A 25426-nucleotide genomic window follows, 5' to 3' on the forward strand; every position below is an offset into this window, starting at 1 on the left:
GATTAGGGAGAAAGAGCCTCGCAGGCGTCGCGTATTAACGGCTGTTTTCAAGCGCGGCCTTGATGTCGGCAATCAACAGGTCAAGCAATTCAACGGTCGTGTTCCAGGCGCACACAAAGCGCGCCCCACCTGCGCCAATAAAGGTGTAGAACGTCCACCCCTTGGCCTTGAGCGTATTAATCGCATGCGCTGGCAGCTCAACAAAGACGCTGTTGGCCTGGGTGGGGAACATGAGCGACACCCCAGGCAGTGCCTGCAGTCCAGCAGATAGATAATCGGCCATGGCATTGGCATGCTGGGCGTTAGTCAGCCAGGCACCACTTTCCAACAATCCAAGCCAGGGCGCTGAAATGTAACGCATCTTGGAGGCTAGTTGGCCTGCTTGCTTACAGCGATAGGAAAAGTCTTCCGCCAGGTCTCGGTTGAAGAACAGAATGGCTTCGCCCATCGCCAGGCCGTTCTTGGTCCCGGAAAAGCACAGCGCATCAACACCTACCTGCCAGGTCAGCTCGGCAGGCGTAGCATTCAGGCCGGCACAGGCGTTGGCAAAGCGTGCACCGTCCATATGCAGGCGCAAATCATGCTTGTCGGCAATGGCGCGAATCGCCAGCAGCTCCTCTCGGGTATACACCGTACCCACTTCGGTGGCCTGAGTCAGCGATACCACCTTGGGCTTGGGGTAGTGAATGTCGCTTCGCCGGGTGACCAGCGCCTCGATGCCTTCAGGGGTAAGCTTGCCGTTGGCCCCCGGCGAGGTCAGCAGTTTGGCGCCATTGGAAAAAAACTCAGGGCCGCCACATTCGTCGGTTTCAATATGCGCAAGCTCGTGGCAAATCACGCTGTGGTAGCTACGCCCCATCGCCGAAAGCGCCAGTGAGTTGGCGGCCGTACCGTTGAAAACAAAAAACACATCGCAGTCGTAGTCGAACATTTCACGAAAGCGGTTTGCGGCCCGCTCGGTCCAGCGATCATTGCCATAGGCCAAGTCGTCGGCCTGGTTCGCTTCCATCAAGTATTGCATGGCTTCCGGGCAGATACCCGAGGTGTTATCACTGGCTAGAAATCGCGGGGTACACTCCGAAGTCATGGTGTTGATCCTTTTCACTGACGTTGTCTTTCACTGACATTGTCTTTTACTGGCTCTGTTACAGCGCAAGCTGGGTGCCACTCGCGCCTTAAACATCACTTTATGCTTAATAAGGTGATGGGCCTGTCAGTCTATCGCCATTTGCGGATAAGCGTCACCCGCTACTCTCAACGGCTTCAAAGCGCGGCGGCCAGGCGCATGCCCTGATCGATGGCACGCTTGGCGTCCAGCTCTGCGGCCTCATCGGCGCCGCCAATAACGTGCACTCCCTTGCCGGAGGCTTCAAGCGGCGCGATCAAGTCGCGTACGGACTCCTGGCCTGCGCAGACCACAACGGTATCCACCTCAAGCACCTGCTCATGGCCGTCGCGGCGGATATGCAGCCCCGCATCATCAACTTTCAGGTATTCGCAGCCGGTTAGGGTGGTAACACCGCGCGCTTTCAGCGACGCGCGGTGCACCCAGCCCGTGGTTTTGCCTAAATACTTGCCCGCCTTGGACGTTTTACGCTGGAGCATCACAATCTCGCGAGATACAGGTGGGGGCACAGGCGCTTTCAAACCGCCCCGCTCGCTAACCGCAAGGTCTACTCCCCACTCATCGCACCAGGTGTCGATATCCAGCGCCGTGTGCTCTTGATGGGCGAGCAGCTCGGAGACATCAAAGCCGATGCCGCCTGCGCCAATCACGGCCACCCGACGCCCCACCCGGGCAGGGTTTTCAATTGCTTCGGCGTAGCTGATCACACTTTCATGGTCGGCCCCGGGTAACGAAAGCGTGCGCGGACGCACCCCGCTTGCCAGAACAACATCGTCAAACTCGGTCAACACTTCCGGCGTGGCGGAGGTGTTCAAGCGCACCTCGACGGCATGCTTTTCAAGCATCACGCGGTAGTAGCGCAGGGTTTCGTTAAACTCCTCCTTGCCAGGAATCTTACGCGCATAGTTAAACTGCCCGCCAAGCTGCGCACGCTGCTCGAACAGCACTACGCTATGCCCGCGGCTGGCCGCCGTGACCGCCGTGGCAAGCCCGGCTGGCCCACCGCCCACTACCGCTACGCGCTTGGGCGCCGTGGCAGGCTCGATGACCAGCTCGGTTTCATGGCAGGCGCGGGGATTCACCAAGCAAGAGGTCAGCTTGCCGGCAAAGGTGTGATCCAGGCAGGCCTGATTACAGGCAATACAGGTATTGATCTCCTCTGCCAGCCCCGCCTCGGCCTTGCTGACCCAGGCAGGGTCAGCCAGAAACGGCCGGGCCATGGACACCATATCGGCATGGCCTTCGGCCAGCACCGCTTCGGCCACACTGGGCATATTGATTCGGTTGGTGGTCACCAGCGGGATCGAGAGCGCGGCTTTCACCCGCCGGGTCACCTCGGTAAAAGTCGCCCGCGGCACGCTGGTCACAATGGTGGGCACCCTGGCTTCATGCCAGCCAATACCGGTATTGATCAGGTTCGCGCCCGCCGCTTCCACGGCTTGACCAAGGGTGACAATCTCTTCCCAGCTGCTGCCCTCTTCCACCAGGTCGATCATTGAGAGACGAAAAATAACTATAAAGCGTTCACCCACGGCTGCCCGAATGCGCCTGACGATTTCCACGGGAAAACGCATGCGGTTTTCAAAGCTTCCGCCCCAGCTATCCGTGCGCTGGTTGGTGCGTTGGCAGATAAACTGATTGATCAGGTAGCCTTCCGAGCCCATGATTTCCACACCGTCGTAGCCGGCCTTCTGGGCCAACAGCGCGCAGCGCACGTAGTCGTTAATCTGCTGCTCGACCTCATCGCTATTTAGCGCACGCGGCGTGAACGGATTGATCGGCGCTTGAATGGCCGACGGGGCCACCAAATCCGGCGAGTAAGCGTAGCGCCCGGCATGGAGAATCTGCATGCACAGGTGACCACCTTCGGCATGCACCGCCTTCACTACCTGCTGGTGCTCTGCCAGGTGCGCCTCATCAGTCAACGCATGGGCGCCCTGAAACACCGCGCCTTCCGGATTGGGTGCAATGCCGCCGGTCACGATTAAACTTACCCCCTCGCACGCCCGCTCAGCATAAAATGCTGCCAGTCTGGCAAAGCCGTTGGGCGCTTCTTCCAGGTTGGTATGCATGGAGCCCATCAGCACGCGATTAGGCAGCGTTAAATGACCAATGGTAATCGGCTGAAAAAGATGTGGGTAAGCGGGCGCACGGGTCATCACGGTTCTCCTTGGCGTTATTCAAACAAGCGTATGACATCCTTGTCACCGCGTACAGTCTTCGCTTGCGACAAGCTGTAAAGCACGTAACATTACCCGGCTAACGACAAGGAAACTGTGATGCCGCTGATCTACTTTCTACCGCCACTTGCCACCGTCCTGATCTGGTCGGGCAACATGACCATCAACCAGTTAGCGGTGGGTGCCATTGCGCCCAGCAGTATCGCCTTTTTACGTTGGCTGCTGGCGCTTCTGGTCATGACGCCGTTTGTCCTGCCCGCCCTCATTCGCCACCGCGATGAAATAGGCCGCAACTGGTACAAGCTGGCCGCGCTAGGACTTTTAGGTATGGGGTTATGGCAAGGGCTTGCCTATGTGGCGGCTGAAACCACCACGGCCACCAATATGGGCATTCTGGCTGCCATGGTGCCGCTTCTTACTGTGCTGCTGAGTGCGCTTATTCTGCGCGAGCCGCCCACGCTTGGCGGCGTCATGGGCGGCGTGCTGGCCTTTATTGGTGTAACCGTGCTGCTGGGCCGTGGCAATCCCCTTTCGCTACTTAACCTAGAGGTTGCCCGTGGCGATGCGCTAATGGTGGTGGCCGCAAGCTGCTACGCGCTTTACGGCGTCATGCTCAAACGCTGGAAAATGAACTTACCCCCCTGGGTGATGCTCTATGCCCAGGTATGTTTTGCAGTGCTGTTTCTGCTCCCACCTTATCTGATGGGCCCCATGACCCCGGTAGATAGCCAGAACATCGGCCTGATCGTGTATGCGGGCATTCCTGCATCCGTCATTACCACCTATTTGTGGATGCGCGCCGTCCGCCAGATTGGCGCCAACCAGGCGAGCATTTTTATCAATCTGATGCCATTGTTCAGCGCGCTAATCGCCATGGCAATGCTTGGCGAACAGGTGGCAGGCTTTCACTTTACCGGTGGGCTTCTGATTCTGGCAGGCGTGGTCATGGCGCAAACTCTGACCCGCCCGCTGGTGCGAGGAGTGGCGGCAAATAAGCCAGGCAGCGCCTCGCAGTAATATACTAAGCTGTTTTCTTTTTATTCTGGAACCCCCTGATATGTCCCTAGAAGAACTGCATCTGAATCTGCGCAACCTGACGAGCGATGATTACGATCAGCTCAAGACATTGATGGACGCTGTCTATCACGATATCGGCGGTGCCTGGCCCAGGCACACGATCGACAAGCTGATTCAGGAGTTCCCCGACGGCCAGATTGCCATTGAAGACGATGGCAACCTGGTAGGCGTGGCACTGACAGTACAGGTGGATTACGACGAGTTTTCCAACCCCCACAAGTATGACGACCTGATTGGCCACCGTGAAATCATCCTCAACAACCAGGAAGGCGACGCGATGTACGGGCTGGATGTGCTGATCCATCCGGACTACCGCGGCTACCGTCTGGGGCGACGCCTTTACGAAGCGCGCAAGGAGCTGTGCCGTTCGCATAACCTCCGCGCCATCCTGGCTGGCGGGCGAATCCCCGAGTACTACCAGCACGCCGATGAGCTGTCCCCGGCTCAGTACATCGACAAGGTCTCTCGCAAGGAGATTTACGATCCGATTCTATCGTTCCAGCTGGCCAACGACTTTCAGGTAAAGCGCCTGTTGCGCAAATATCTGCCGGAAGATGAACAGTCCAGGGGCTACGCAACGCTTCTTGAGTGGAATAACATTCTCTTTGAGCCTGCCGAGAACGTGCTGGATACGCGTCCGACCCAGGTGCGGGTAGGCGCCGTACAATGGCAGATGCGCGAATTTTCCTCGGTGGAGGCCGCGCTCCAGCAGATTGAGTACTTTGTCGATGCGCTCTCGGATTACCAGAGTGACTTTGCCGTCTTCCCAGAGCTTTTCACCACCCCGCTGATGGGCTTGCAAGACCGCGCCGCTCAGCAGGACCAGATGGGCGCCATCCGTTTTCTGGCAAGCTTTACTGAACGCTTCAAGGCCGAGCTTTCGCGTATGGCGATCTCCTACAATATCAATATTGTCGGTGGCTCGATGATTGAGGTAGGCGAGGACGACCGGCTATATAACGTCTCCTATCTCTTCCACCGCGACGGTGATGTGGACAAGCAAGCCAAGCTGCATATCACTCCCCAAGAGCGCCGCGACTGGGTGATTGAAGGCGGCGACAGCCTACAGGTATTCGATACCGATGCAGGCCGCGTGGGCATCCTGATCTGTTATGACGTGGAGTTTCCGGAGCTCGGTCGCCTGCTGGCCGACCAGGACATGGATATTCTGTTTGTCCCCTTCTGGACCGATACCAAGAACGGCTACCTGCGGGTTCGCCACTGTGGCCAGGCACGCGCCATCGAGAACGAGTGCTACGTGGTGCTCTGTGGCAGTGTCGGCAACTTGCCCTCGATTGAAAACCTGGATATTCAGTACGCACAATCCGCCGTCTTTACCCCTTCGGATTTTGCCTTCCCCCATGATGCAGTACTGGCGGAAACCACACCGAATACCGAGATGATCTTCTTCTCGGACCTGGACCTGACCCGCCTGACCGTGGTGCGCGCTGAGGGCTCGGTGACGAACCTGAAGGACCGCCGCAAGGATCTGTTTGACCTACGCTGGCGCGACTGGTCGTTGAAGTCCGGCTCCAATCGGGATGAGTGAGGAATAAAAAAGCGTCACCTCATCTACGCAAAACGCCGCCCTCTGGGGGCGGCGTTCTCATATCAATTGCTGGCTTCAATCGGGCCAGACAAGATGCGCTGGCACGCGGCCTTTTGCATCAAAGGCCACGCCTTCATCACGCAGCTTTTGGTGCTGGCGGGTAGCGCCGCCGTGGTCAGCAAGCTTGAGTGAAGCAGCAATTACCCGATGCCAGGGAAGCTCGTGGCCATCGGGCAAATGGCGCATGGCTGAGCCCACCATGCGCGGGGTGGCACCTTCCGTCATGGCGGCGATACGCCCGTACGTGGTGACTCGCCCCGCCGGAATCTGATCGACAATCGTATAGATCTGCTCCAAAAGCTCGGGGCGTGCCATGAACTGGTTCTCCGTAATTATCTCAGACTGGCTGAATTATAGAGCTTCAACCAGTTGATCAATTGCCTGGAAAGCTTCTTTTAGCGCCGCATCACGCTGTGCTTCACCCATGTTCAAACCTTCTGCGTACACCACTTCAACATCGGTAATACCCATCAAGCCTAGCATGCTCTTCAGGTGCGGCGTTTGGCTATCCATTTCCGTACCGGCATACATACCGCCGCGTGCAGCCAGAATGATCGCCCGCTTACCTTCAATCAACCCTTGCGGACCGTTTTCCGTGTAGCGGAAAGTTTCTCCGGCACGCAGTACGCGGTCAAACCAAGCTTTTAACTGTGAAGGAATGCCCAGGTTGTACATCGGTACTGCAATCACCAGCACATCGCTCGCCCGCAATTCCGCCAGCAGGTTATCAGAGTGAGCGGCCAGGGCTTTCTGCTCGTCGCTGCGATCATCAGCTGGTGTCTGCCAGGCGCCCAGCTCGGCGATATCCAGATGAGGCAACGCATTGGCAACCACGTCACGTTTAGTGACTTCTACACTGTCGCGGGCAGCCGCACGGCTTTCGAAATGATTGGCCAGGGCGATGGATTGACCGTTTTCACCAAGTACGGAAGAGGTAACCAGCAAGGTACGAGTCGACATGTAAATGCTCCAGACACATAATAATTAAGAGGAATGGGGCTATTCTACGGTGATTCTGATTAATCAAAAGCGCAATGATATGCGCGCCATATTCGATAAAATCGAATCGTTATGGCGTCCATAAAAAAACCCCGCACGCGGCGGGGTTCTTAACTGGCTGGCCTTACTGCTTTTTAGGCCATGCCTTGGGATCGACTTTATTGGCCAGCTTGGGGAACTGGCTGGGATCGAAAGTGGGCTCTTTGCCCGCCTTCAACTGCGTTTCGTAATCCCGGAACAGGGCGAAAGCAGTGGGTGAAAGCAGCAGGATTGCCACCAGGTTGATGATCGCCATCATGCCCATGGAGAGATCGGCAAAATTCCAGATCGCGCCCAGGCTGGCTACCGAGCCGACCATGATCATCGCCAGCACCGCCAGACGATAGATAAAGACGGCGACCGGCGCACGCTGGCCGGCAATATACTCGATATTGGATTCCCCATAGGAGTAGTTGGCAATTACCGAGGTAAACGCGAAGAGCAAAATAGCAATCGCTACGAACATGGCGCCCCAGTCGCCCACATGGGTTGAAAGCGCCATCTGGGTCAGCTGAATACCGTTGTTCTCGTTACCGGCCAGAAGCTCCGGCCCCGCCATGATGATGATGGCAGCGGTTGCCGTACAAATGACCAGCGTGTCCAGAAACACGCCCAGCATCTGAATAAAGCCTTGGGCTGCCGGGTGGTTCGGCCGCGTGCTGGCCGTTGCCGCCGCGTTGGGCGCCGAGCCCATACCCGCCTCGTTGGAAAACAGGCCGCGCTGAATGCCGTTCATGATCGCCTGTGAAATGGCATAGCCCACGGCGCCGCCCGCCGCCTGCTCGATACCAAACGCGCTTCGCACGATGGTCATGATGGCCGCCGGAAAATCAGTGATATTAAGCGCGACCACGACCAGCGCCAGCGCCAGGTAAAGTAGCGCCATTAGCGGCACGACCAGCTCAGCGACCTTGGCAATGGATTTCAAGCCACCAAAGATGATGGGCGTTACCACCACGACCAAGACTAACCCCATGGCCCAGGTGGGAACGGCAAATGCCTGCTCCATGGCCTGGGCGATGGAGTTGGCCTGTACGCTGTTGAACGCCAATCCAAACGCTATGATCAAACAGATGGAAAACAGCACGGCCAGCCAGCGCAAACCCAGGCCACGCTCTATATAGCGGGCAGGGCCGCCCCGGAAGGTGCTATCACCATGATCCGTTTTATAGGCCTGTGCCAGGGTGGATTCGATAAAGCTTGTTGCCATACCGACCATGGCGGTCATCCACATCCAGAAAATCGCCCCCGGGCCGCCAAAGTAGATCGCAACCGCCACACCCGCCAAGTTGCCGGTACCCACGCGTGCGGCAAGACTCGTGGAAAGCGCCTGAAAAGAGGATATACCTTTACCGGCATCACGAGAGGTTCGCAGCAGCTTGAACATGTGGCCGAAATAACGTACCTGGATGCCGCCCGTTCGTATCGTGAAGTAAAGGCCTGCGCCAATCAGCAGATAGATCAGCACACTGCCCCATAAAAGACCGTTGCCGCGATCAACGAACGCGGTCAACAGTTGAGGAATCGAAAAATCCATACCACATGCCCTTTTTTAACTTATCGAAAGCGCTTCATTCTTCATGCCTGCACCAAAATGGCAAGAAAATTGGCGTATTTATTCATATAACGCTTGGAATAGACGCTAACTCTTATTAAGCGCCTGCTATTCAATTAAGAGCACTTCGGTCCAAAAAGAAAGCATCGGCGCGAGCTAAAAAGCCCAATTGCGTCTTAAAGATCTAGAGCCTCGCAGCCATTCAAGGTAGCCAGTATACGCCGTGACCCGCCTTGATCGCGGTGTTCACCCAGCCAAATGCCTTGCCATGTACCAAGCGCTAGGCGTCCATCGCGCACGCCAAGCGTTATCTGCGTGCCGAGTAGGCTCGCGGCTACGTGAGCCGGCATATCGTCCGGTCCTTCAAGGGTATGACGAAAGTAATCAAGCCCGTCGGGTACCAGCCTGCGCATAAAGGCGTCCAAGTCATGACGAACGTCGGGGTCGGTATTTTCATTGAGCGTGATGGAGGCCGAGGTGTGCATTAACTGAAGATGCAGCATCCCCGCACTGCACTCGGCCAAAGACGGCAGCGCATGCACCACCTCGCCAGTAATGAGATGGAAGCCGCGTGCCAATTCCGGCAGATGAATTTCCTGCTGATGCCACATAAAACACTCCTTTGTTTTTAATGCGTCAGGGGCACGTCACGGCGTGCCCTTCTTGTCAGGTTCACTTCACCATAGCCTAATCGCAGGACTAAGATACCCGTCATTGCGATTGGCTTTCTTCATGGCAGGCACACACTAAAAGCGCCAGCTTCGGGTAACGGCCGCACCCGCCCGGCAATTTCCCGCTCCAGGTAATCAATAAACGCGCGAAGCCGGGTGGGCACATGACGACGCTGCTCGTATACGGCGTAGAAATCAGCCCGCACGCCCTGCCAGCCGGGCAATAACGGGCGAAGCGCACCGCTGACTAGGTGTTCACTGACATCCCACCAGGAGCGCAGCATGATCCCGTGCCCATCCAGGGCCAAGCGGGTAATCACTTCTCCATCGTTACTCGCCAGCCGCCCGCTGACTTTTACCGACTGAATATCACCGGACTCGCCGCAGCGTTCAAATCGCCAAAGCGGAAAATCCGAATCGTTCTCACGAATCACCAGGCACGCCTGCTTTCCCAGATCCGCCGGGGTAGTCAGTGGCGGCATGCGGGCAATATAACCAGGCGCGGCACACAGCACGCGCCGATTGGCGAGAATGGGTCGGGCGATCAGGCGCGAGTCCGGCGGCTCGCCAATGCGAATGCCGATATCAAAGCCGTGATCGCTCAGGTTAAGCGGAAAATTGGTCAGCTCCAGCCAACCGTCAACCCCTCTGTGTACCGAGCAAAACGTGGAGAGCAATGGCGCGATATGCCGTCTGCCAAAGCCAAACGTAGCATTTACCCGCAGCCGCCCGCCCAGCGTATGGCGCTCGTTATCGCCCAGCGAATTTTCAAGCTCCCCCAACTCATCCAGAATTAGCGCCCCGCGAGACAGATAGCGCTCGCCCTCCATCGTGAGCGTTAGCCGCCGCGTCGTGCGCGCCGCAAGCTCCACCCCCAGGCGAGCTTCCAACTGTTTTAACCGCTTGCTTACCGCTGAAAGCGAAAGCCCCAACTCGCGGGCAGTCGCCGTTAAACTGCCGGCTCGGGCCAGCTGTTGAAAAAACGCCAGATCATCTAACGCTGACATGAATTCTCTACTTTTAGGCAACAATAGCTTTCATGGTAGCCTGATTATTTTCATTGCCATAGCCACTACACTTAGCGTGTCGTTATCCTCTCAACAACAAGTCAGGAGTTCACATGGCCCACCGTATAGCAGTCATTGCCGGCGACGGTATTGGTACTGAAGTGATGCCCGAAGGCCTGCGCGCCTTAGACGCCGCCGCCAAGCGTTTTGATATTGACCTTGAGTTCACCACCTTTGAGTTCGGCAACTGCGATTACTACCTGGAGCACGGCAAGATGATGCCGGACGACTGGTTTGAACAGCTCAAAGATTTCGATGCGTTGTTCTACGGCGCGGTGGGCTGGCCTGACAAGGTGCCTGACCATATTTCGCTCTGGGGGTCACTGCTGCAGTTTCGCCGCCAGTTCGATCAGTACATCAACCTGCGCCCCTGCAAACTGATGCCTGGTATCAAAAGCCCCTTGGCCGGGCGTGAACCGGGCGATATCGACTTCTTTGTCGTGCGCGAAAATACCGAGGGTGAGTATTCAAGCATCGGCGGCAAGATGTTCGAAGGCACAGAGCGCGAAATCGTCGTTCAGGAAACCGTGATGAGCCGCACTGGCGTTGACCGTGTACTCAAGTACGCGTTTGATCTGGCGCAAACCCGCCCGCGTAAAAAGCTTACCTCGGCGACCAAATCCAACGGCATCTCCATTACCATGCCCTACTGGGATGAGCGCGTGCTGGAAATGGCCAAGCAGTATCCAGACATCAGTGTGGATAAATTCCATATCGATATTTTGACCGCTAACTTTGTGCTGCACCCGGACTGGTTCGACGTGGTAGTCGGCAGCAACCTGTTTGGCGATATTTTGTCCGACTTGGGCCCCGCGTGTACTGGCACCATTGGTATTGCGCCTTCAGCCAACATCAACCCCGAAGGCAAGTTCCCCAGCCTGTTCGAGCCGGTACACGGCAGCGCGCCGGATATTGCGGGTAAAGGCATCGCCAACCCCATTGGCCAGATCTGGTCTGGTGCGATGATGCTTGAGCACCTGGGCTATAAAGAAGCCAGCGATGCGATGGTGGCGGCTATTGAAGAGGTACTCGCCGAAGGTAATCAGAGCGTACTCACCGGCGACATCGGCGGTAAGGGCACCACCAAAACGCTAGGCGAAGCGATTGCTGACACCATTGCTAAATAACGTTTATTTGGCATAACAACGAGCTGCCCGAATGAAACACGTCGGGCAGCCGTATGCATGACTTATAGCGACTTATGTTCTACCTTTTGTTTGAGCCAGTATTTAAGACAGTATTTAAAACAGTTTCGGATTCGCTTCGCCAATAGCACTAATAACAAAAGCTAGGACAATCCCATGAAACTTGGACGTCGTCAGTTCCTCTCGGCAACGGCTGCCTTAGCCGCTGTCGGCACTTCATCTCCGCTCTTTGCTTTTCAAAACTCTCAGGGCGCCGTTCCTGACCGTTACCCTATAGATGCTTGGAAAGTCGAGGATCCACGCTTCAACAACTATATGATTTTCAATAGCTCTTTGGAACGTCACTGGAGCGGAGGGCTATGGACCGAAGGTCCGGCATGGAATGCCGTGGGACGCTACGTTGTATTCAGTGATATTCCCCGGGCGCTGCAAATGCGCTGGGACGAAGCAACCGACCAGGTCAGCGTTTTAAGACACAATGTCGGGTATTCCAACGGCAATACGTTCGATCATCAAGGGCGTTTAATTTCTTGCGAGCATTACCCATCACGCGTATTGCGCTACGAATGGGATGGCAGCACCACGGTGCTGGCTGAGCGCTATCAGGGTAAACCACTGAACGCCCCTAACGATTTAGTGACACTACCTTCAGGTGGCGTGATCTTCACCGACCCAGGGTATGGCGCTCACTTTGACTACGAGGGTAAAAAGCGCGCTTTGGAGCTCGAAACAGCGATCTATTACGTTGATGACAGCCTTGATGAGCCGATCAAGCTCACCGAGGAGATCTACAAGCCCAATGGAATCGTGCTGACGCCGGATGGCCGCAGCTTCTACGCCAGCGATAGCGCCCCGACCCACTTTGAAGAACCCGCCCGGATCATTCGCTGGTCGCTTAGCGAGGATGGGCGAAGCGTTAGCGACCGTCAGGTAGTCGTCACCAGTGAAGACACTATTTTCGACGGCATGGCCTGCGACATAGACGGTAATATCTGGTCGAGTGCCAACGGCGGCGAAGGTATTGATGGCGTGGTGGTGTTCTCGCCGGAAGGCGAGCTCTTGGGCCGCATATTATTACCCGAGGTTTGCTCTAACGTATGCTTCACTGGCCAGGGGCGTAACCGCCTGTTTATGACAGCGAGCCAATCCATTTACACCATTTACACGGCGACTCGCGGTGCGTAGATACTGATTCCATCTTCTACTCTATCAGTTAAGCATCTAACGCTTTTGATATTGCAACCCTTATAGCTAGATTTGCTCGGCTTTCATAATGTTGCGCATAAGCAACAAAAGAGCCTCACTGAATTTCATCGGTGAGGCTCTTTTGTTTTAAAAACGCCTATAAAGTAGCGATTAACCGGCCAATTTCGCAGTAATCTTGGCCACATGCTCACCCTGAAAACGGGCTAGCTTCAGTTCACGCTCGCTGGGCTGGCGAGAGCCGTCGCCGCCGGCAAGCGTTGCGGCGCCGTACGGGTTGCCGCCGCTTACCTCTGAAATATCGAACTGCTCTTCAATGCCGTAACCAATGGGCACAATCACCATGCCGTGATGGGCCAACGTCGTCCAGGTGGACGTGACCGTCATCTCTTCGCCCCCGCCGGTACCGGTCGAGGTAAATACGCTGCCTACCTTGCCACGCAGCGTGCCATTGGCCCAAAGGCCACCGGTCTGATCCAGAAAGGTGCGCATCTGGCCTGCCATGTTGCCAAAGCGGGTAGGCGTGCCAAAAATAATCGCGTCGTAATCGGCAAGTTCTTGGGGAGTGGCTTCGGGCGTATCGTAATCCTGCTTGCCGCCTGCCTTTTTAAAAGCATCCTGGGGCATGGTTTCAGGCACTCGCTTAACGGTTACCTCCACGCCATCTACCTTCTTCGCGCCTTCAGCAACGGCCTTGGCCAGGGTGTCAACATGGCCATACATGGAATAGTAAAGTACCAATACCTTCGACATTGTTTACTCCTTCAAACTGCGTTTAGAGGCTTTAACGGCATTCCCCACGGGAATAACTACACCATAGCCTAGCGTGAAGCTTATAAAAGCGAAGGTTTTCATCCCTTCTCTTCGATTTCTACCACTGTTTTGCATTGTGCAGACACACAGGTGTGACTGGTTTTTAGCATTCGATGCTAAGCGTCCGTAGCAGAGAGCACGCTATGTCTTCACTTATTAAAACGCCTCGCTACCATGGCGTTTTGAAATCCTGTCTTATATAAAGACCCTCGCCATTTTCATAACCACGACGTCAACGCTTGTCCAGCCTTGCAGGCGTGCTAAACATAACACGTGGATATTTAACTAATAACAAGAGGCCGCACATGCTGGAGCACTGGTTCAACTGGATGCTTGATGGACAACCGCCCGCACAGCAGCGTGGCCAATTTGCCAGTGGTCGTTATCAGCTTCACACCCCGGGGGTGCTGGAGCTTGTGCCTAATAGGTTAACGCCCAATGCGCACAGCTGCGTTTTTTCAGCGGCCATTCACGGCAATGAAACCGCCCCAGTTGAGTTGCTGGGTGATTGGCTAAGCGCTCTGGAAGCAGGCACAATCAAGCTGGGTGCCCCGGTACTGGTGATACTGGGCAATATTCCCGCCCTGCGCGCTCAGAAACGCTTTATTGATACCAACCTGAACCGTCTTTTTAAGCGCGACCTGGCAGACAGCGGCGCCGAGCCTGAACGCGCCCGGGAGCTGATGACCGCCGTCGATCGATTTTTTGCCGCCCATAAAGCGCTGCCCAAACTGCACTATGATTTGCATACCGCGATTCGGGGCAGCCTTTACCCGCGTTTTGTGGTCGAGCCATTTTCCGACACGCCCACTAAATCCGAGCAATGGCAGTGGCTGGCGGCTGCCGATATGCAGGCAGTACTTCATCAGCACCAAACAAGCTGGACATTTTCGCACTACAGCAAGCACTATCATCAAGCCCAGGCATTTACGTTTGAGCTAGGCCGTGTTGCCCCTTTCGGCCAAAACGACATGGCGTCCCTTGGGCCCATGCAGGCGCTATTAACCGCGTTGAGTGAAGGGAAAGTACCGTCACGGCAATCCCCGAGTAGCATGACGTTTTTCCGGGTGCAGCATGAACTGATGCGCCAGGCCGATGATTTTACGCTCTGCTTTGATACCCATACGCCCAACTTCAGCCGCTTTGAACCGGGCACCCGCTTGGCCTGCGATAGCGTGGCGGGGGATTTCATTGTGGGTGATACTCCTCTGCACGTGGTGTTTCCCAATGCCGGCGTGGAAATAGGTGCCAGAGCGGCGCTTTTGGTAGCGCCGGTTCAAACCGCTGCCTGACTCAAAAAAATCTCTATTAGCACTTTAATAACAACAATTTAGGGGCTATTCACTTTCCCAGCATGCGGCGCATTTGGCAGCTTTCCTACATTTATCGTATAAGGAAAGCACGCAATTTCCGCTGGGCCTGATAGAATCGCCACTTTTTTCGCGCCAGCCGCACTAAAGCCTACGTCAATTAAATACGTTGCTACCGCGGCAACTTTGTACTGGAGCCTATGTTTATGGCCGCTACCCCTCTTGAAGTGCGTAATATAAAAAAGCGCTTTGGCGATACCGAAGTCCTGAAAGGTCTCTCACTCGAAGCACAAAAAGGTGATGTGATCACACTGATTGGCGCTTCAGGTTCAGGTAAGAGTACCTTTTTGCGCTGCATGAACTTGTTGGAGCAGCCCGATGAGGGCGAGATTATTCTCCACGGCGACACTATTCGTTTTAAAGAGACCCGGCGGGGGCGTGAGCCAGCCGACATAAAACAGGTCGTGCAGATGCGCGCCAAGCTGTCGATGGTATTTCAGAATTTCAATCTCTGGGCGCACATGACGCTGCTTGAAAACATCATTGAAGCGCCAATTCATGTACTGGGTAAATCCAAGAAAGAGGCAACCGAGCACGCCTATGCGCTGCTGGAACGTGTCGGTTTAACCGCACGCGCCCACGCCTATCCAGCGCAGATGTCCGGCGGCCAGCAGCAGCGCGGCGCTATTGCTCGCGCGCTTGCCATGGACCCTGAGGTGATGCTGTTTGATGAGCCCACCTCAGCCCTTGACCCGGAGCTAGTGGGCGATGTGCTCAAGGTAATGCGCGACCTGGCCAATGAGGGGCGCACCATGGTGGTAGTCACCCACGAGATGAGCTTTGCCCGCGACGTTTCAAGCCAGGTGATCTACCTTCATCAGGGGTTGGTCGAGGAGGCCGGCACGCCAGGCGACGTTCTAGGCAACCCGCAGTCGTCACGGCTCAAACAGTTTCTTACCCCTAATTACTGATCTGCGAGGCTACCATGCTGGATTTGCAAGGGTACGGGCCCCGCTTGATCGAAGGCGCCGGGGTCACCGTTCAACTGGCCGTTTTATCGCTGCTTTTAGCCATTGCGCTGGGGCTTCTTACTGCCACGGCCAAAATGTCACGCAGCTGGCTGCTGCACGGTATCGCGACGGCCTACACCACCCTGATTCGTGGTGTACCGGACCTGGTACTGATGATGCTGTTGTTCTACGGCGGTCAAATTGGCGTTAACGCCATCAGCGATATTCTTTACTACGATTTCGAGATTGATCTTTATATCAATTTTAATGCCTTCGCCGCTGGCGTGTTGACCATTGGGTTTATTTTTGGCGCCTATATGGGTGAAACCTTCCGAGGCGCTTTCATGGCAGTAGATAACGGTCAGGTAGAAGCAGGAAGGGCCTATGGCATGAGCAATGCCTTGGTATTTCGCCGCATCCGATTTCCACAGATGATGCGGCATGCGCTGCCGGGGCTTTCCAATAACTGGATGGTGCTGCTGAAAACGACCGCGCTCGTTTCGGTGATCGGCCTGACCGATATGGTCCGTGTGGCTGCCGAAGCCTCCCGGGCCACTCACGAGCCGTTTGTGTTTCTAATCCCTGTAGCGGTTGCCTACCTGCTGATTGCCAGCGTCTCGGAGTGGATCTTCGCCCGGCTGCAAAAGCGCTACGATATCGGCTTCGGGGAGCATTGACATGCCAGATATTTCCGCTTGGTTTAACGATCTTCTATCCGGCAATCTGATTTTTACGCCCACTACAATGGGCTATTATTGGACCGGGCTGGTTACCACCACTCAGCTGGTATTTCTATCGCTGGTGATTGGCCTGGTACTCGCCGTACCGCTGGCCATCATGCGCAGTTCCCGGCGTAAATGGATCAGCCTGCCCGTATACGTTTATACCTACGTATTTCGCGGCACCCCGCTGCTGGTTCAGCTGTATATTATTTACTATGGCGTGGTGTTTTTTGACGGCATTCAGCAAAGCTTTCTTTGGCCAATCTTTCGTGAGGCGTTCTACCCGGCGCTGATCGCCTTTACGCTCAATACTGCCGCCTATACCACCGAGATTTTCCGGGGTGCCATCAAGTCAACGCCCAAGGGTGAAATTGAGGCGGCGCGTGCTTACGGCATGTCTCAGAGTTTGATGATGCGGCGTATCATTATCCCCAGCGCTTTTCGTCGTGCCCTGCCCGCCTACGGTAATGAGGTGATTTTCATGCTTCATGCCAGCGCCATTGCAAGCGTGGTGACCCTGATGGACCTGACGGGTGCGGCCCGGTATGTCTACTCGCGGTTTTATACGCCTTTTGAGCCGTTTTTGTTCGTGGCGCTTATTTATCTCTGCCTTACGTTTGCCATCCTGTTCTTCTTCCGCTTTCTGGAGAAGAAATTACTGGCTCATCTTAAGCCACAAACTCTTTAAAAAGTCAGGCTTGAACACAAGCGTCAAACAAACGTTGGTTCACATGATGTTTTTCTCTTTTCGCCAACCCCAACCTGGGTTACGTTAAAGAGGATTACTTTGCGTGAACCTGTTTTACAACGGAGTTTAATAATGAAAAAACTGCTATCGGTTTCCTTGATCGGTTTGGCTGTCGCTGCGGCCTCTTCTGCCCAGGCACGCGACTACGATCACGTGCGTATTGGTGTTGATGTTCCTTACGTGCCGATGGAGTACCGCACAGCTGAAGGCGACCTGACCGGTTTCGACATTGATCTCGGCAACGCCATGTGCGAACAAATCGGCGTGACCTGCGAGTGGATCGAACAAGAGTGGGACGGCATCATCCCCGGCCTTCTGTCACGCAACTACGACGCCGTCATGTCCTCCATGACGATCAACGACGAGCGTCGCCAGCAGGTGCTGTTCTCCGACCCCTACATCACCATGCCGTCAGCCTGGTTTGCGGCAAGTGATCTAGATATCGATGAAGCCAACGAAGAAACGCTTGAAGGCCTGACCATCGGCGTTCAGCGCGGCACACTCCAGGACAACTACGTCACCGATAACTACAGCAGCGTGGCCGATATCAGCCGCTACTCCACCGCCGACGATATGGTGCTGGATATGGACGCTCAGCGTCTGGATATCGTGTTCCTCGACTTCCCGATCGGCCAGTCAACGCTGGTAGAAAACGACAACGGTGACTACACCATCGTGGGTGAGCAAATCACCCAACCTAAAGAGTACTTTGGTGACGGTTTTGGTATCGCCTTCCGCCAGCGTGATGAAGCGCTGGCCGAGAAATTCAACGAGGCACTCGCCACGCTGAAAGAAGACGGCACCTACGACGAGATTTTCGCTCGCTACTTCGGCGAAGAGTAATCTCTACCCTCCCCGGCCTCGCCCGGGGAGGTTCTCACCTTATTCCCCCTGCATTCATCCTCTCTCACTCCTTACCTGATATTTACCGCTTTCTGTGCGTTTAACGCCGCTCGGTTTTGCCTGGCTTGCTCTCAAGATGAGCAAATTCAGTGAACTAGCCGTGCTACTATCAGTCTTTCAAAGCAGGCTAGTGACCAACAGGGAGGTTTTATGGCTAATGCATTGTCACCGTTACGACCCTCTTCCCACTGGACGGGATGGGGCCAGTGGCTGGCGCTGATCACCATGACGGTGGATCATCTTACCCGCTACGTACTCCCTTGGGATTTGAGCTGGGCAGGCTCCTCCATTGGCCGAATTGCCTTTCCGCTATTTGCCGCCATGGTGGCTTGGCATGGACTGTTCAATACGCGTAATCCACTGCGCTATTCACGGCGTATCCTCATCATTGGTTTAGTGGCACAAGTGCCTTACATGCTGATGCCACGCGCCTCCGATGTACTGATTCTTAACGTCTGTTTTACCCTGGCCAGCGGCTTGGCCCTGGGGACGCTGGTGCGTCTGGGCTGGCAGCATTACCAGCAGCAGACCCTGGGGTTTGGCTGGCTGCTGCTAGGGGCAGCAGTGGGAGTCACGCTTTGGTACCTACTGGGTTTCTGGGTAGAGTACGGCCACAACGGCCTGCTGCTGATTCCGCTATTCATGTTTGCCATGCACGCGCTCAGCCAGGCGGACTCGCATTTTCAGGCGCGTTTATGGGCAGGGCTTGCCGCGTTCCCGGTACTGTGGATCGCCGGGCAGATGAACGCCTCGGATATGGCTAAATCGTTTACCGTAGGTACTTGTGTTCTAGTACTGATACTCGCCGCAGGCGCGGCGCGCCGAATCCCTGCCGTGCAAGTAGCCATGCCACGCAGGCTCTGGCTTGCCTGGTACCCCGGGCATTTTGCTTTAATTGCCCTGTGGCTACTGATCACTGGTCGAATTGCGCTGGGCTGGTAGGTTTTAGCGTTGCACGGAAGATAAAAAAGCCGCCTCACAATGAGGCGGCTTTTACATTACAGCGTATTGGAAAAACTCCACTCAACCGGAGGAGCGTCAGGTATCAGCGCCTGGCAGGCGCGGACTTTTTCCAGCAGCTCCGTATGGGTAGCCGCCACCACGTTCACGTGGGCCAGCTTGCGCCCTGCCCGCTCGGCTTTGTCGTAACGGTGCAGGTGCGTATTGGAAAGCGCCAGCATGGCCGTATTGTCGCCTTCCCGGCCGATAACATTGACCATGCAGGTGGGCGCAATGGCCTGAGTGCTACCCAGCGGCAAACCCTGAACAGCCCGCAGGTGGTTCTCAAACTGGCTGGTCACCGCGCCATCCATCGTCCAATGGCCGGAGTTATGCACCCGTGGCGCCATTTCATTGGCGAGCAGGCTGCCATCACGGGTCTGGAACAGCTCAAGGGCCAACACGCCTACGTAATCCAGCTCATCCAGCAAGGTGCGAATATACGTATCGGCAGTTTGCTGAACCTGAACGTCCAGGTCCGGCAGTGGCGCTACCGAATAACGCAGAATACCGCCCACGTGCTGGTTTTCCGCCATGGGGTAGAAAACCACCTCGCCATCACGGCCGCGCACGGCAATCATGGATACTTCACGCACAAAATCGACAAACGCTTCGACGATCAGCTGCGCATGACCAATGCTCTGCCAAGCCTCGGCCGCCTCTTCCGACGCTTTCAATACCGCCTGGCCTTTACCGTCGTAGCCTTCAGTGACGGACTTCGCTACCACCGGGCAGCCAAGCTCACGGGCAGCGGCTTCAAGTTGCTCGGCGCTTTCAACGACGCGATAAGACGGGGTGGGGATGTTCAGGCGGTCAAACAGGGCTTTCTCTTCAACCCGGTTCTGGCAAACCTCGATTGCCCGGCTGCTAGGGTAAACCGGCTTGTGCTTTTCGATCTCCTGCACAAGCATTACCGGTAGGTGTTCGAACTCATAGGTCACGACATCGACCTTGGCAAGAAACTCGGCCAGGTGCTGGTTATCCGGGTCAACAATAACCTCGCCAATGCCCGCGCTTGGGTTACCCGTGGTATCCAGGAAGGTGAACCGGTTGCCTAGCGGATAACCCGCCAGCGCCAGCATGCGGCCTAACTGGCCTGCGCCTAGAACGCCAATGTTCATGGATGTCTCCTTATTCTGTATCCGGCGCGGGGCGCGGGTCCGGGTTATCCAATACCAACTGGGTCTGTTCAGTACGGAAAGCCTCAACGGCATCGCGCACGGCACTGTCCTGCAAGCCGACAATCTGTGCGGCGAGCAGGCCCGCATTGGTGGCACCTGCCTTGCCAATCGCCAACGTGCCCACTGCAATGCCACCCGGCATCTGGGCGATCGAAAGAAGTGAATCAAGGCCTTTCAACGCCTTGGACTCAACCGGCACGCCCAGCACGGGTAGCGGCGTTTGCGAGGCCACCATGCCTGGCAGATGAGCTGCCCCCCCAGCGCCGGCCACAATTACCTGCAGGCCACGTTCCGCTGCACTTTTGGCATAGTCGAACAGCAGGTCGGGCGTCCGATGAGCGGAAACCACGCGCGTTTCATAAGCCACGCCCAAACGCTCCAGCATCGTCACCGCGTGCTCCATCACCGGCCAATCGGATTTGGACCCCATGATGACGCCCACTTTGGGTGCGCTATTCGACGACATGCCATTCTCCCCGGCCAGTGGCCTTATAAAATGATAAAAGTGCCGCACGCCGAAAGAGGCTGCGCACGCAAAAATAAGGCGCATAGTTTACCAGAGCTAGGCGGCAAGCGGGTGTTCACAAATGTCGCGAAATTTTCATCAAATTAAACATTGAAAAGCACCTGCGTTGGCGGCATTGTGTACGTGTCATTTCAGACTTATGGAGTCACATGAGTACGGCATACTCGACTGCTCGCGCAGAAACGCTGGATCCTCCGCGAAGTAGCCCTGACCTCGATGTCAGGGATCTAGAGAAACGCACGCGCCTGATGCGCATCATTACGCGTTTGATTGCAGTTTCAGACCTTGGAAGCCGGGAAATTGCCCGCCAGGCAGGACTTCCAGTTCAAAAGGTAAGCGACCTGCTCGCCGGCCGGCTTGAGCACCTGGATATTGATGAACTCAATGTCCTGCGTCGAACACTAGAATTGGAGGCGCCATAGCAGTAGCCTTCCTTTGACCCAAACGACAAACGCCTCGCAAATGCGAGGCGTTTTTTATTGAGTCGATTAGCAGGTAGCCAGCTAGACTTCGCGCTGCTCGAACTCTTCGGCGGCCTGAATCGCCTCTTTCTCAGAGGTATGCTCAGAAACCACGACCTCATTTTCCGGCTGGGATACATCCACGACTTGATAGCCAGTAATTTTTTCTTTCAGGTCGCTGACATCAAACACAGGGTCGATACGGGCTTGTCGGGTAGACATTCTACTCTCCTTGGGTTTACGACAATTGGCGTATTACCAGCGTAGAAGACAAAACCGTTAAGGGAAAAGGTGCTGGGCCGCTTTTGATTAATGGCAAAGTCAGGTCTACCTATAGCGTCGATATAAAGAGACCGCCGAACGCAATCACCACAACTACCGCCCAGGCGGGAAGTTTCCATACCGTTAGCAGTAAAAAGCCTGTCAGTGCCAAGGCAAACTCATAAGGCCCTATCACGGCGCTTGTCCATACCGGCTGATAGAGCGCCGCCCCCAGAATCCCCACTACCGCTGCATTGGCACCGCGCATTAGCGCCTGAGCACTGCCCCACTGGCGAAAGCGGTTCCAGAATGGCAGTACGCCGATCAGCAGTAAAAACCCGGGTACAAAAATTGCCAGCAGGGCCAATAACGCACCGACCAGCCCATTAACGCCCGGCACCAGCGCGCCTAAATAAGCCGCAAAGGTAAACAGCGGCCCCGGTACGGCCTGCGCCGCCCCGTAGCCGGTTAAAAACGCATCCGGCGTTATCCAGCCTGACTGTACCACTTCAGCTTCAAGCAGCGGCAGTACCACATGCCCACCGCCAAATACCAACGCGCCTGAGCGGTAAAACGCGTCGATAAGATCCAGCCAAATAGCGCTCTCCGCTAACAGTGGCAGCAAAATCAGTAGCCCAGCAAAGAGACCCAAGGCCATGGCGCCTACCGAACGCGACACTCCAAAGTGAAGCGTCGCGTTTTGTGAGGCAGCAGCAGTCTCCCGGCACATCACCAAACCCACCAGGCCACCGAGCATGATGGCACTTACCTGACCAAGCGACCCACTCACCCCCACCACCGTCAACACGGCCAGCAGCGCAATACCGGCGCGGGTTTTATCGGGGCACAGGTTACGCGCCATGCCCCACACCGCGTGAGCCACAATGGCGACCGCTGCCACTTTCAAGCCGTGAATAATGCCACTGGCAAGCGGGCCATCCAGCAGCGATGCCCCGAGGGCAAACAGCACCAGCACCATGGCCGAAGGCAGTGTGAAGGCAAACCAAGCGGCCGCCGCCCCCCAAGGCCCGGCGCGCAGTAACCCTATGGCAAAACCCACCTGACTACTCGCAGGGCCGGGTAAAAACTGGCAGAGCGCTACCAAATCCGCATAGGCAGTCTCAGTGAGCCAGCGACGACGCTCCACAAATTCAGTACGAAAATAGCCCAGATGCGCCACCGGCCCGCCGAAAGAGGTCAAACCGAGCAGCAAGAAAACCCTGAAGACCTCGCCGATATGGGCACGAGCGGCCATTTGTTGCGTCATGGCACCGGTTCCTTGAAATAAAATGCCGAGCATAAACGTCACGTTTGACACGGTGATGACAATGAATGAACAAAGGAAACAACGCTCAAGTAGAGCACTGCAACCGTAGCGCGTGGTAACGAATCTCGCGAGGCACGAGCAAATAAGGCACCCGCGAGAGGCGGATGTTAAGCCGCCCGGCCGTGCCACCAAATCTTGTTTTACGCCCCCTTCACCTAACCCCGGCAGCGCTCGCCGCGCTGCTCCCGCGGGTGCGCCTGTCGGCTTACCACGCGCTACGGGTACGGGTACGGGTACGGGTACGGGTACGGCGCCTATGTTGGGTAATGTAACCGTAGCGCGTGGTAACGAATCTCGTGAGGTACGAGCGAATGAGGCACCCGCGGGAGGCGGCTGTTAAGCCGCCCGGCCGTACCACCTGATCTTGCTTTTACGCCTCCTTCACCTAACCCCGGCAGCGCTCGCCACTCTGTTTCCGCGCCAAGCCGCCGCTGCGGGCGCGCCTGGCGGCTTACCACGCGCTGCGGATACGGCACCAAGGTTGGGTAATGCAACCGTAGCGCGTGGTAACGAATCTCGCGAGGCACGAGCGAATGAGGCACCCGCGAATGGCGGCTGTTAAGCCGCCCGGCCATACCACCTGATCTTGCTTTTACGCCACATAACCAACCCCGGCAGCGCTGGGCGCGCTGCTTCCGCGGGTGCGCTGGCGCTTACCACGCGCTACGGGTATGGCGCTTGCCCCAGCCTTGTGAACGGGTGGACGGTCCTTATTCGCTTTGGTCGGTGACCGCCCCTGTGCTTGCCGAGCTTACCAGCCGTGCATACTTGGCCAGCACACCGCGGGTATAGCGCGGTTCTGGTCGCTGCCAGGCTGCCTGGCGGCGCATTAGTTCGTCGTCGGCCACGTGCATCTCTATGGTATCCGCCTCGGCATCGATGGTGATGCGGTCGCCATTTTCCACCAGCGCCAGCGGGCCGCCTTCGAATGCCTCGGGCGATACATGCCCGACCACAAAGCCGTGGCTGCCGCCGGAGAAGCGTCCATCGGTAATCAGCGCGACATCATTGCCCAAACCACGGCCCATGATCGCGGAGGTGGGCGTGAGCATTTCGCGCATGCCGGGGCCGCCTTTGGGGCCTTCATAGCGGATGACTACAACATCGCCCGCCACGACGGTGCCGTCGTTAATCCGTGCTTGGGCTTCTTCTTCTGAACCAAACACACGTGCCGTACCCGAGAAGCGCACGCCTTCCTTGCCGGAAATCTTGGCAACCGCACCTTCCGGCGCCAGGTTGCCGTAAAGAATCCGCAGATGGCTTTCGGCCTTAATCGGCTTATCCAGCGGTGCGATGATCTGCTGGTCGTCCGGGTAAGGCGCAACGTCAGCCAGGTTTTCCGCCAAAGTATTGCCGGTCACCGTCAGGCAGTCACCGTGGAGCAAACCTGCTTCCAAGAGATTCTTCATCAGCGGTTGAATACCGCCGAGCGCCACCAGCTCGCTCATCATGTAGTGGCCGCTGGGGCGAAGATCCGCCACTACCGGCACGCGCTTGCCAATCTCGGTAAAGTCTTCAAGCGTCAGCTCAACGCCGATAGTGCGCGCCATGCCAATCAGGTGCAGCACCGCGTTGGTCGAGCCACCCAAGGCAATTACCACGGTAATCGCGTTCTCAAACGCCTTGCGTGTCATGATGTCCGAAGGTTTGATGTCGCGCGCCAGCAGCTCAAGCACCGCCTCGCCTGCGGCCTTGCAGTCATCGCGCTTTTCCTGGGAAATCGCGTTCTGTGCCGAGCTTCCCGGCAGGCTCATTCCCAATGCTTCAATGGCCGACGCCATGGTATTGGCGGTGTACATACCTCCACAGGAGCCGGGGCCGGGGATCGCGGTTTCCTCGATGTTCTTGAGCTCAATCAGGTCTATATCGCCACGTGAATGGGCGCCCATGGCTTCGAATACCGAGACGATATCGGTATGCCCTTTGCCTGGCATGATCGTGCCGCCGTATACAAACACACTGGGGCGATTCAAACGCGCCAGCCCCATCACGCAACCCGGCATGTTCTTGTCGCAGCCGCCAATCGCCACCAGGCCATCAAAGCCTTCGCAGCCCGCGACAGTCTCGATAGAATCCGCGATGACCTCCCGCGAGACCAGCGAGTACTTCATGCCTTCAGTGCCGTTGGCAATGCCGTCAGAAATGGTGATGGTATTGAAAATGACGCCCTTGCCGCCTGCGGCATCGGCACCATCACGGGCCAGTTCTGCAAGCTCGCCAATATGGCTGTTGCATGGCGTCACCATACTCCAGGTAGAAGCCACGCCCACCTGGGGCTTTTTGAAGTCGTCGTCGGTGAAACCCACGGCACGTAGCATGGCGCGGCTGGCGGCTTTGCCCACGCCATCTACCACCGGGGCGGAATGGCGGCGAGTATGGTTCGATGTATCGGTCATAGGGCTCTCTCTTGTGTTGTGCACGGTATCAACACAGCTTGAGGTGTTATTTCGCATCCCGCAATACGTTTAACTTATGGCACCATAGCACTGTCTCT

Annotated in this window: 24 protein-coding genes; 11 read left to right on the forward strand and 13 right to left on the reverse strand. The window is 56.3% G+C overall.

What is annotated here, in order from left to right:
* Window positions 1–34: 34 nt before the first annotated feature.
* Together ELY25_RS05330 and ELY25_RS05335 are read right to left on the reverse strand one after the other, a co-directional pair.
* Window positions 35–1087, reverse strand: a complete 1053-nt coding sequence (locus tag ELY25_RS05330; protein WP_126950252.1) for a threonine aldolase family protein — start codon at window positions 1085–1087, stop codon at window positions 35–37.
* A 176-nt stretch (window positions 1088–1263) separates the two neighbouring features.
* Window positions 1264–3285: an NADPH-dependent 2,4-dienoyl-CoA reductase gene (locus ELY25_RS05335; protein ID WP_126950253.1), complete on the reverse strand. Its 2022-nt coding sequence runs from the start codon at window positions 3283–3285 to the stop codon at window positions 1264–1266.
* 120 nt (window positions 3286–3405) lie between these two features.
* Here ELY25_RS05335 and ELY25_RS05340 point away from each other — a divergent pair, with 120 nt between their 5' ends.
* On the forward strand, window positions 3406–4323 hold the full coding sequence (locus ELY25_RS05340; RefSeq protein WP_126950254.1) for a DMT family transporter: 918 nt from the start codon (window positions 3406–3408) through the stop codon (window positions 4321–4323).
* Between the two features lie 40 nt (window positions 4324–4363).
* Window positions 4364–5932, forward strand: a complete 1569-nt coding sequence (locus ELY25_RS05345; protein WP_126950255.1) for a bifunctional GNAT family N-acetyltransferase/carbon-nitrogen hydrolase family protein — start codon at window positions 4364–4366, stop codon at window positions 5930–5932.
* 75 nt (window positions 5933–6007) lie between these two features.
* On the opposite strand, the gene ELY25_RS05350 is transcribed toward ELY25_RS05345, so the two are convergent.
* The 5 genes from ELY25_RS05350 to ELY25_RS05370 all read right to left on the reverse strand — a co-directional run bounded on the left by ELY25_RS05350 (window position 6008) and on the right by ELY25_RS05370 (window position 10263).
* Window positions 6008–6307 (reverse strand): MGMT family protein, encoded by a 300-nt coding sequence (locus tag ELY25_RS05350; protein ID WP_126950256.1) that lies wholly within the window; start codon window positions 6305–6307, stop codon window positions 6008–6010.
* A gap of 36 nt (window positions 6308–6343) precedes the next feature.
* Window positions 6344–6952, reverse strand: coding sequence for an FMN-dependent NADH-azoreductase (locus ELY25_RS05355; RefSeq protein ID WP_126950257.1), 609 nt, complete (start codon window positions 6950–6952; stop codon window positions 6344–6346).
* A gap of 163 nt (window positions 6953–7115) precedes the next feature.
* Window positions 7116–8567 carry an alanine/glycine:cation symporter family protein gene (locus tag ELY25_RS05360; protein ID WP_126950258.1) on the reverse strand — a complete coding sequence of 484 codons (1452 nt, stop codon included), beginning with the start codon at window positions 8565–8567 and terminating at the stop codon, window positions 7116–7118.
* A 194-nt stretch (window positions 8568–8761) separates the two neighbouring features.
* Window positions 8762–9196 (reverse strand): secondary thiamine-phosphate synthase enzyme YjbQ, encoded by a 435-nt coding sequence (locus tag ELY25_RS05365; RefSeq protein ID WP_126950259.1) that lies wholly within the window; start codon window positions 9194–9196, stop codon window positions 8762–8764.
* 119 nt (window positions 9197–9315) lie between these two features.
* Window positions 9316–10263, reverse strand: coding sequence for a LysR family transcriptional regulator (locus ELY25_RS05370; RefSeq protein ID WP_126950260.1), 948 nt, complete (start codon window positions 10261–10263; stop codon window positions 9316–9318).
* A 113-nt stretch (window positions 10264–10376) separates the two neighbouring features.
* Here ELY25_RS05370 and ELY25_RS05375 point away from each other — a divergent pair, with 113 nt between their 5' ends.
* Both ELY25_RS05375 and ELY25_RS05380 read left to right on the forward strand, forming a co-directional pair.
* Entirely contained in the window at window positions 10377–11450 is a 1074-nt protein-coding gene (locus ELY25_RS05375) for a tartrate dehydrogenase (protein WP_126950261.1), read from the forward strand.
* Window positions 11451–11624: 174 nt separating this feature from the next.
* A complete protein-coding gene (locus tag ELY25_RS05380; protein ID WP_126950262.1) occupies window positions 11625–12653 on the forward strand; it encodes an SMP-30/gluconolactonase/LRE family protein in 1029 nt (342 codons plus the stop codon).
* 171 nt (window positions 12654–12824) lie between these two features.
* Here the strand turns inward: ELY25_RS05380 and wrbA are convergent, their stop codons facing one another.
* Window positions 12825–13424, reverse strand: coding sequence for an NAD(P)H:quinone oxidoreductase (gene wrbA, locus ELY25_RS05385; protein WP_126950263.1), 600 nt, complete (start codon window positions 13422–13424; stop codon window positions 12825–12827).
* A gap of 365 nt (window positions 13425–13789) precedes the next feature.
* Between wrbA and ELY25_RS05390 the strand changes: the two genes are divergently transcribed.
* The 6 genes from ELY25_RS05390 (at window position 13790) to ELY25_RS05415 (ending at window position 19119) form a co-directional block, all read left to right on the forward strand.
* On the forward strand, window positions 13790–14776 hold the full coding sequence (locus ELY25_RS05390) for a succinylglutamate desuccinylase (RefSeq protein ID WP_126950264.1): 987 nt from the start codon (window positions 13790–13792) through the stop codon (window positions 14774–14776).
* 218 nt (window positions 14777–14994) lie between these two features.
* On the forward strand, window positions 14995–15765 hold the full coding sequence (locus ELY25_RS05395) for an ABC transporter ATP-binding protein (protein ID WP_422822371.1): 771 nt from the start codon (window positions 14995–14997) through the stop codon (window positions 15763–15765).
* 14 nt (window positions 15766–15779) lie between these two features.
* Window positions 15780–16481, forward strand: a complete 702-nt coding sequence (locus tag ELY25_RS05400) for an ABC transporter permease (RefSeq protein WP_126950266.1) — start codon at window positions 15780–15782, stop codon at window positions 16479–16481.
* 1 nt (window position 16482) lies between these two features.
* Window positions 16483–17214 (forward strand): ABC transporter permease, encoded by a 732-nt coding sequence (locus ELY25_RS05405; protein WP_126950267.1) that lies wholly within the window; start codon window positions 16483–16485, stop codon window positions 17212–17214.
* Between the two features lie 132 nt (window positions 17215–17346).
* Window positions 17347–18117, forward strand: a complete 771-nt coding sequence (locus ELY25_RS05410; RefSeq protein ID WP_126950268.1) for a transporter substrate-binding domain-containing protein — start codon at window positions 17347–17349, stop codon at window positions 18115–18117.
* A 210-nt stretch (window positions 18118–18327) separates the two neighbouring features.
* Complete coding sequence (locus ELY25_RS05415; protein WP_126950269.1) at window positions 18328–19119, forward strand: TraX family protein; 792 nt, start codon at window positions 18328–18330, stop codon at window positions 19117–19119.
* A gap of 56 nt (window positions 19120–19175) precedes the next feature.
* On the opposite strand, the gene ELY25_RS05420 is transcribed toward ELY25_RS05415, so the two are convergent.
* Together ELY25_RS05420 and purE are read right to left on the reverse strand one after the other, a co-directional pair.
* Complete coding sequence (locus ELY25_RS05420) at window positions 19176–20297, reverse strand: 5-(carboxyamino)imidazole ribonucleotide synthase (protein ID WP_126950270.1); 1122 nt, start codon at window positions 20295–20297, stop codon at window positions 19176–19178.
* A 10-nt stretch (window positions 20298–20307) separates the two neighbouring features.
* Entirely contained in the window at window positions 20308–20823 is a 516-nt protein-coding gene (gene purE, locus ELY25_RS05425; protein WP_126950271.1) for a 5-(carboxyamino)imidazole ribonucleotide mutase, read from the reverse strand.
* A 209-nt stretch (window positions 20824–21032) separates the two neighbouring features.
* Between purE and ELY25_RS05430 the strand changes: the two genes are divergently transcribed.
* Complete coding sequence (locus tag ELY25_RS05430; protein WP_126950272.1) at window positions 21033–21305, forward strand: XRE family transcriptional regulator; 273 nt, start codon at window positions 21033–21035, stop codon at window positions 21303–21305.
* Between the two features lie 81 nt (window positions 21306–21386).
* Here ELY25_RS05430 and ELY25_RS05435 read toward each other — a convergent pair whose 3' ends face one another.
* From ELY25_RS05435 to ilvD, 3 genes are all read right to left on the reverse strand, one after another.
* On the reverse strand, window positions 21387–21566 hold the full coding sequence (locus ELY25_RS05435) for a hypothetical protein (RefSeq protein WP_126950273.1): 180 nt from the start codon (window positions 21564–21566) through the stop codon (window positions 21387–21389).
* A 109-nt stretch (window positions 21567–21675) separates the two neighbouring features.
* Window positions 21676–22872 carry a chromate efflux transporter gene (chrA, locus tag ELY25_RS05440; protein ID WP_126950274.1) on the reverse strand — a complete coding sequence of 399 codons (1197 nt, stop codon included), beginning with the start codon at window positions 22870–22872 and terminating at the stop codon, window positions 21676–21678.
* Window positions 22873–23642: 770 nt separating this feature from the next.
* The gene (gene ilvD, locus ELY25_RS05445; RefSeq protein ID WP_126950275.1) at window positions 23643–25328 is read right to left on the reverse strand and encodes a dihydroxy-acid dehydratase; all 1686 of its coding nucleotides are present in this window, start codon (window positions 25326–25328) and stop codon (window positions 23643–23645) included.
* Between the last annotated feature and the right edge of the window lie 98 nt (window positions 25329–25426).

Origin of the sequence: Vreelandella populi (genome assembly GCF_003989825.1) — a bacterium.
GTDB lineage: Bacteria > Pseudomonadota > Gammaproteobacteria > Pseudomonadales > Halomonadaceae > Vreelandella > Vreelandella populi.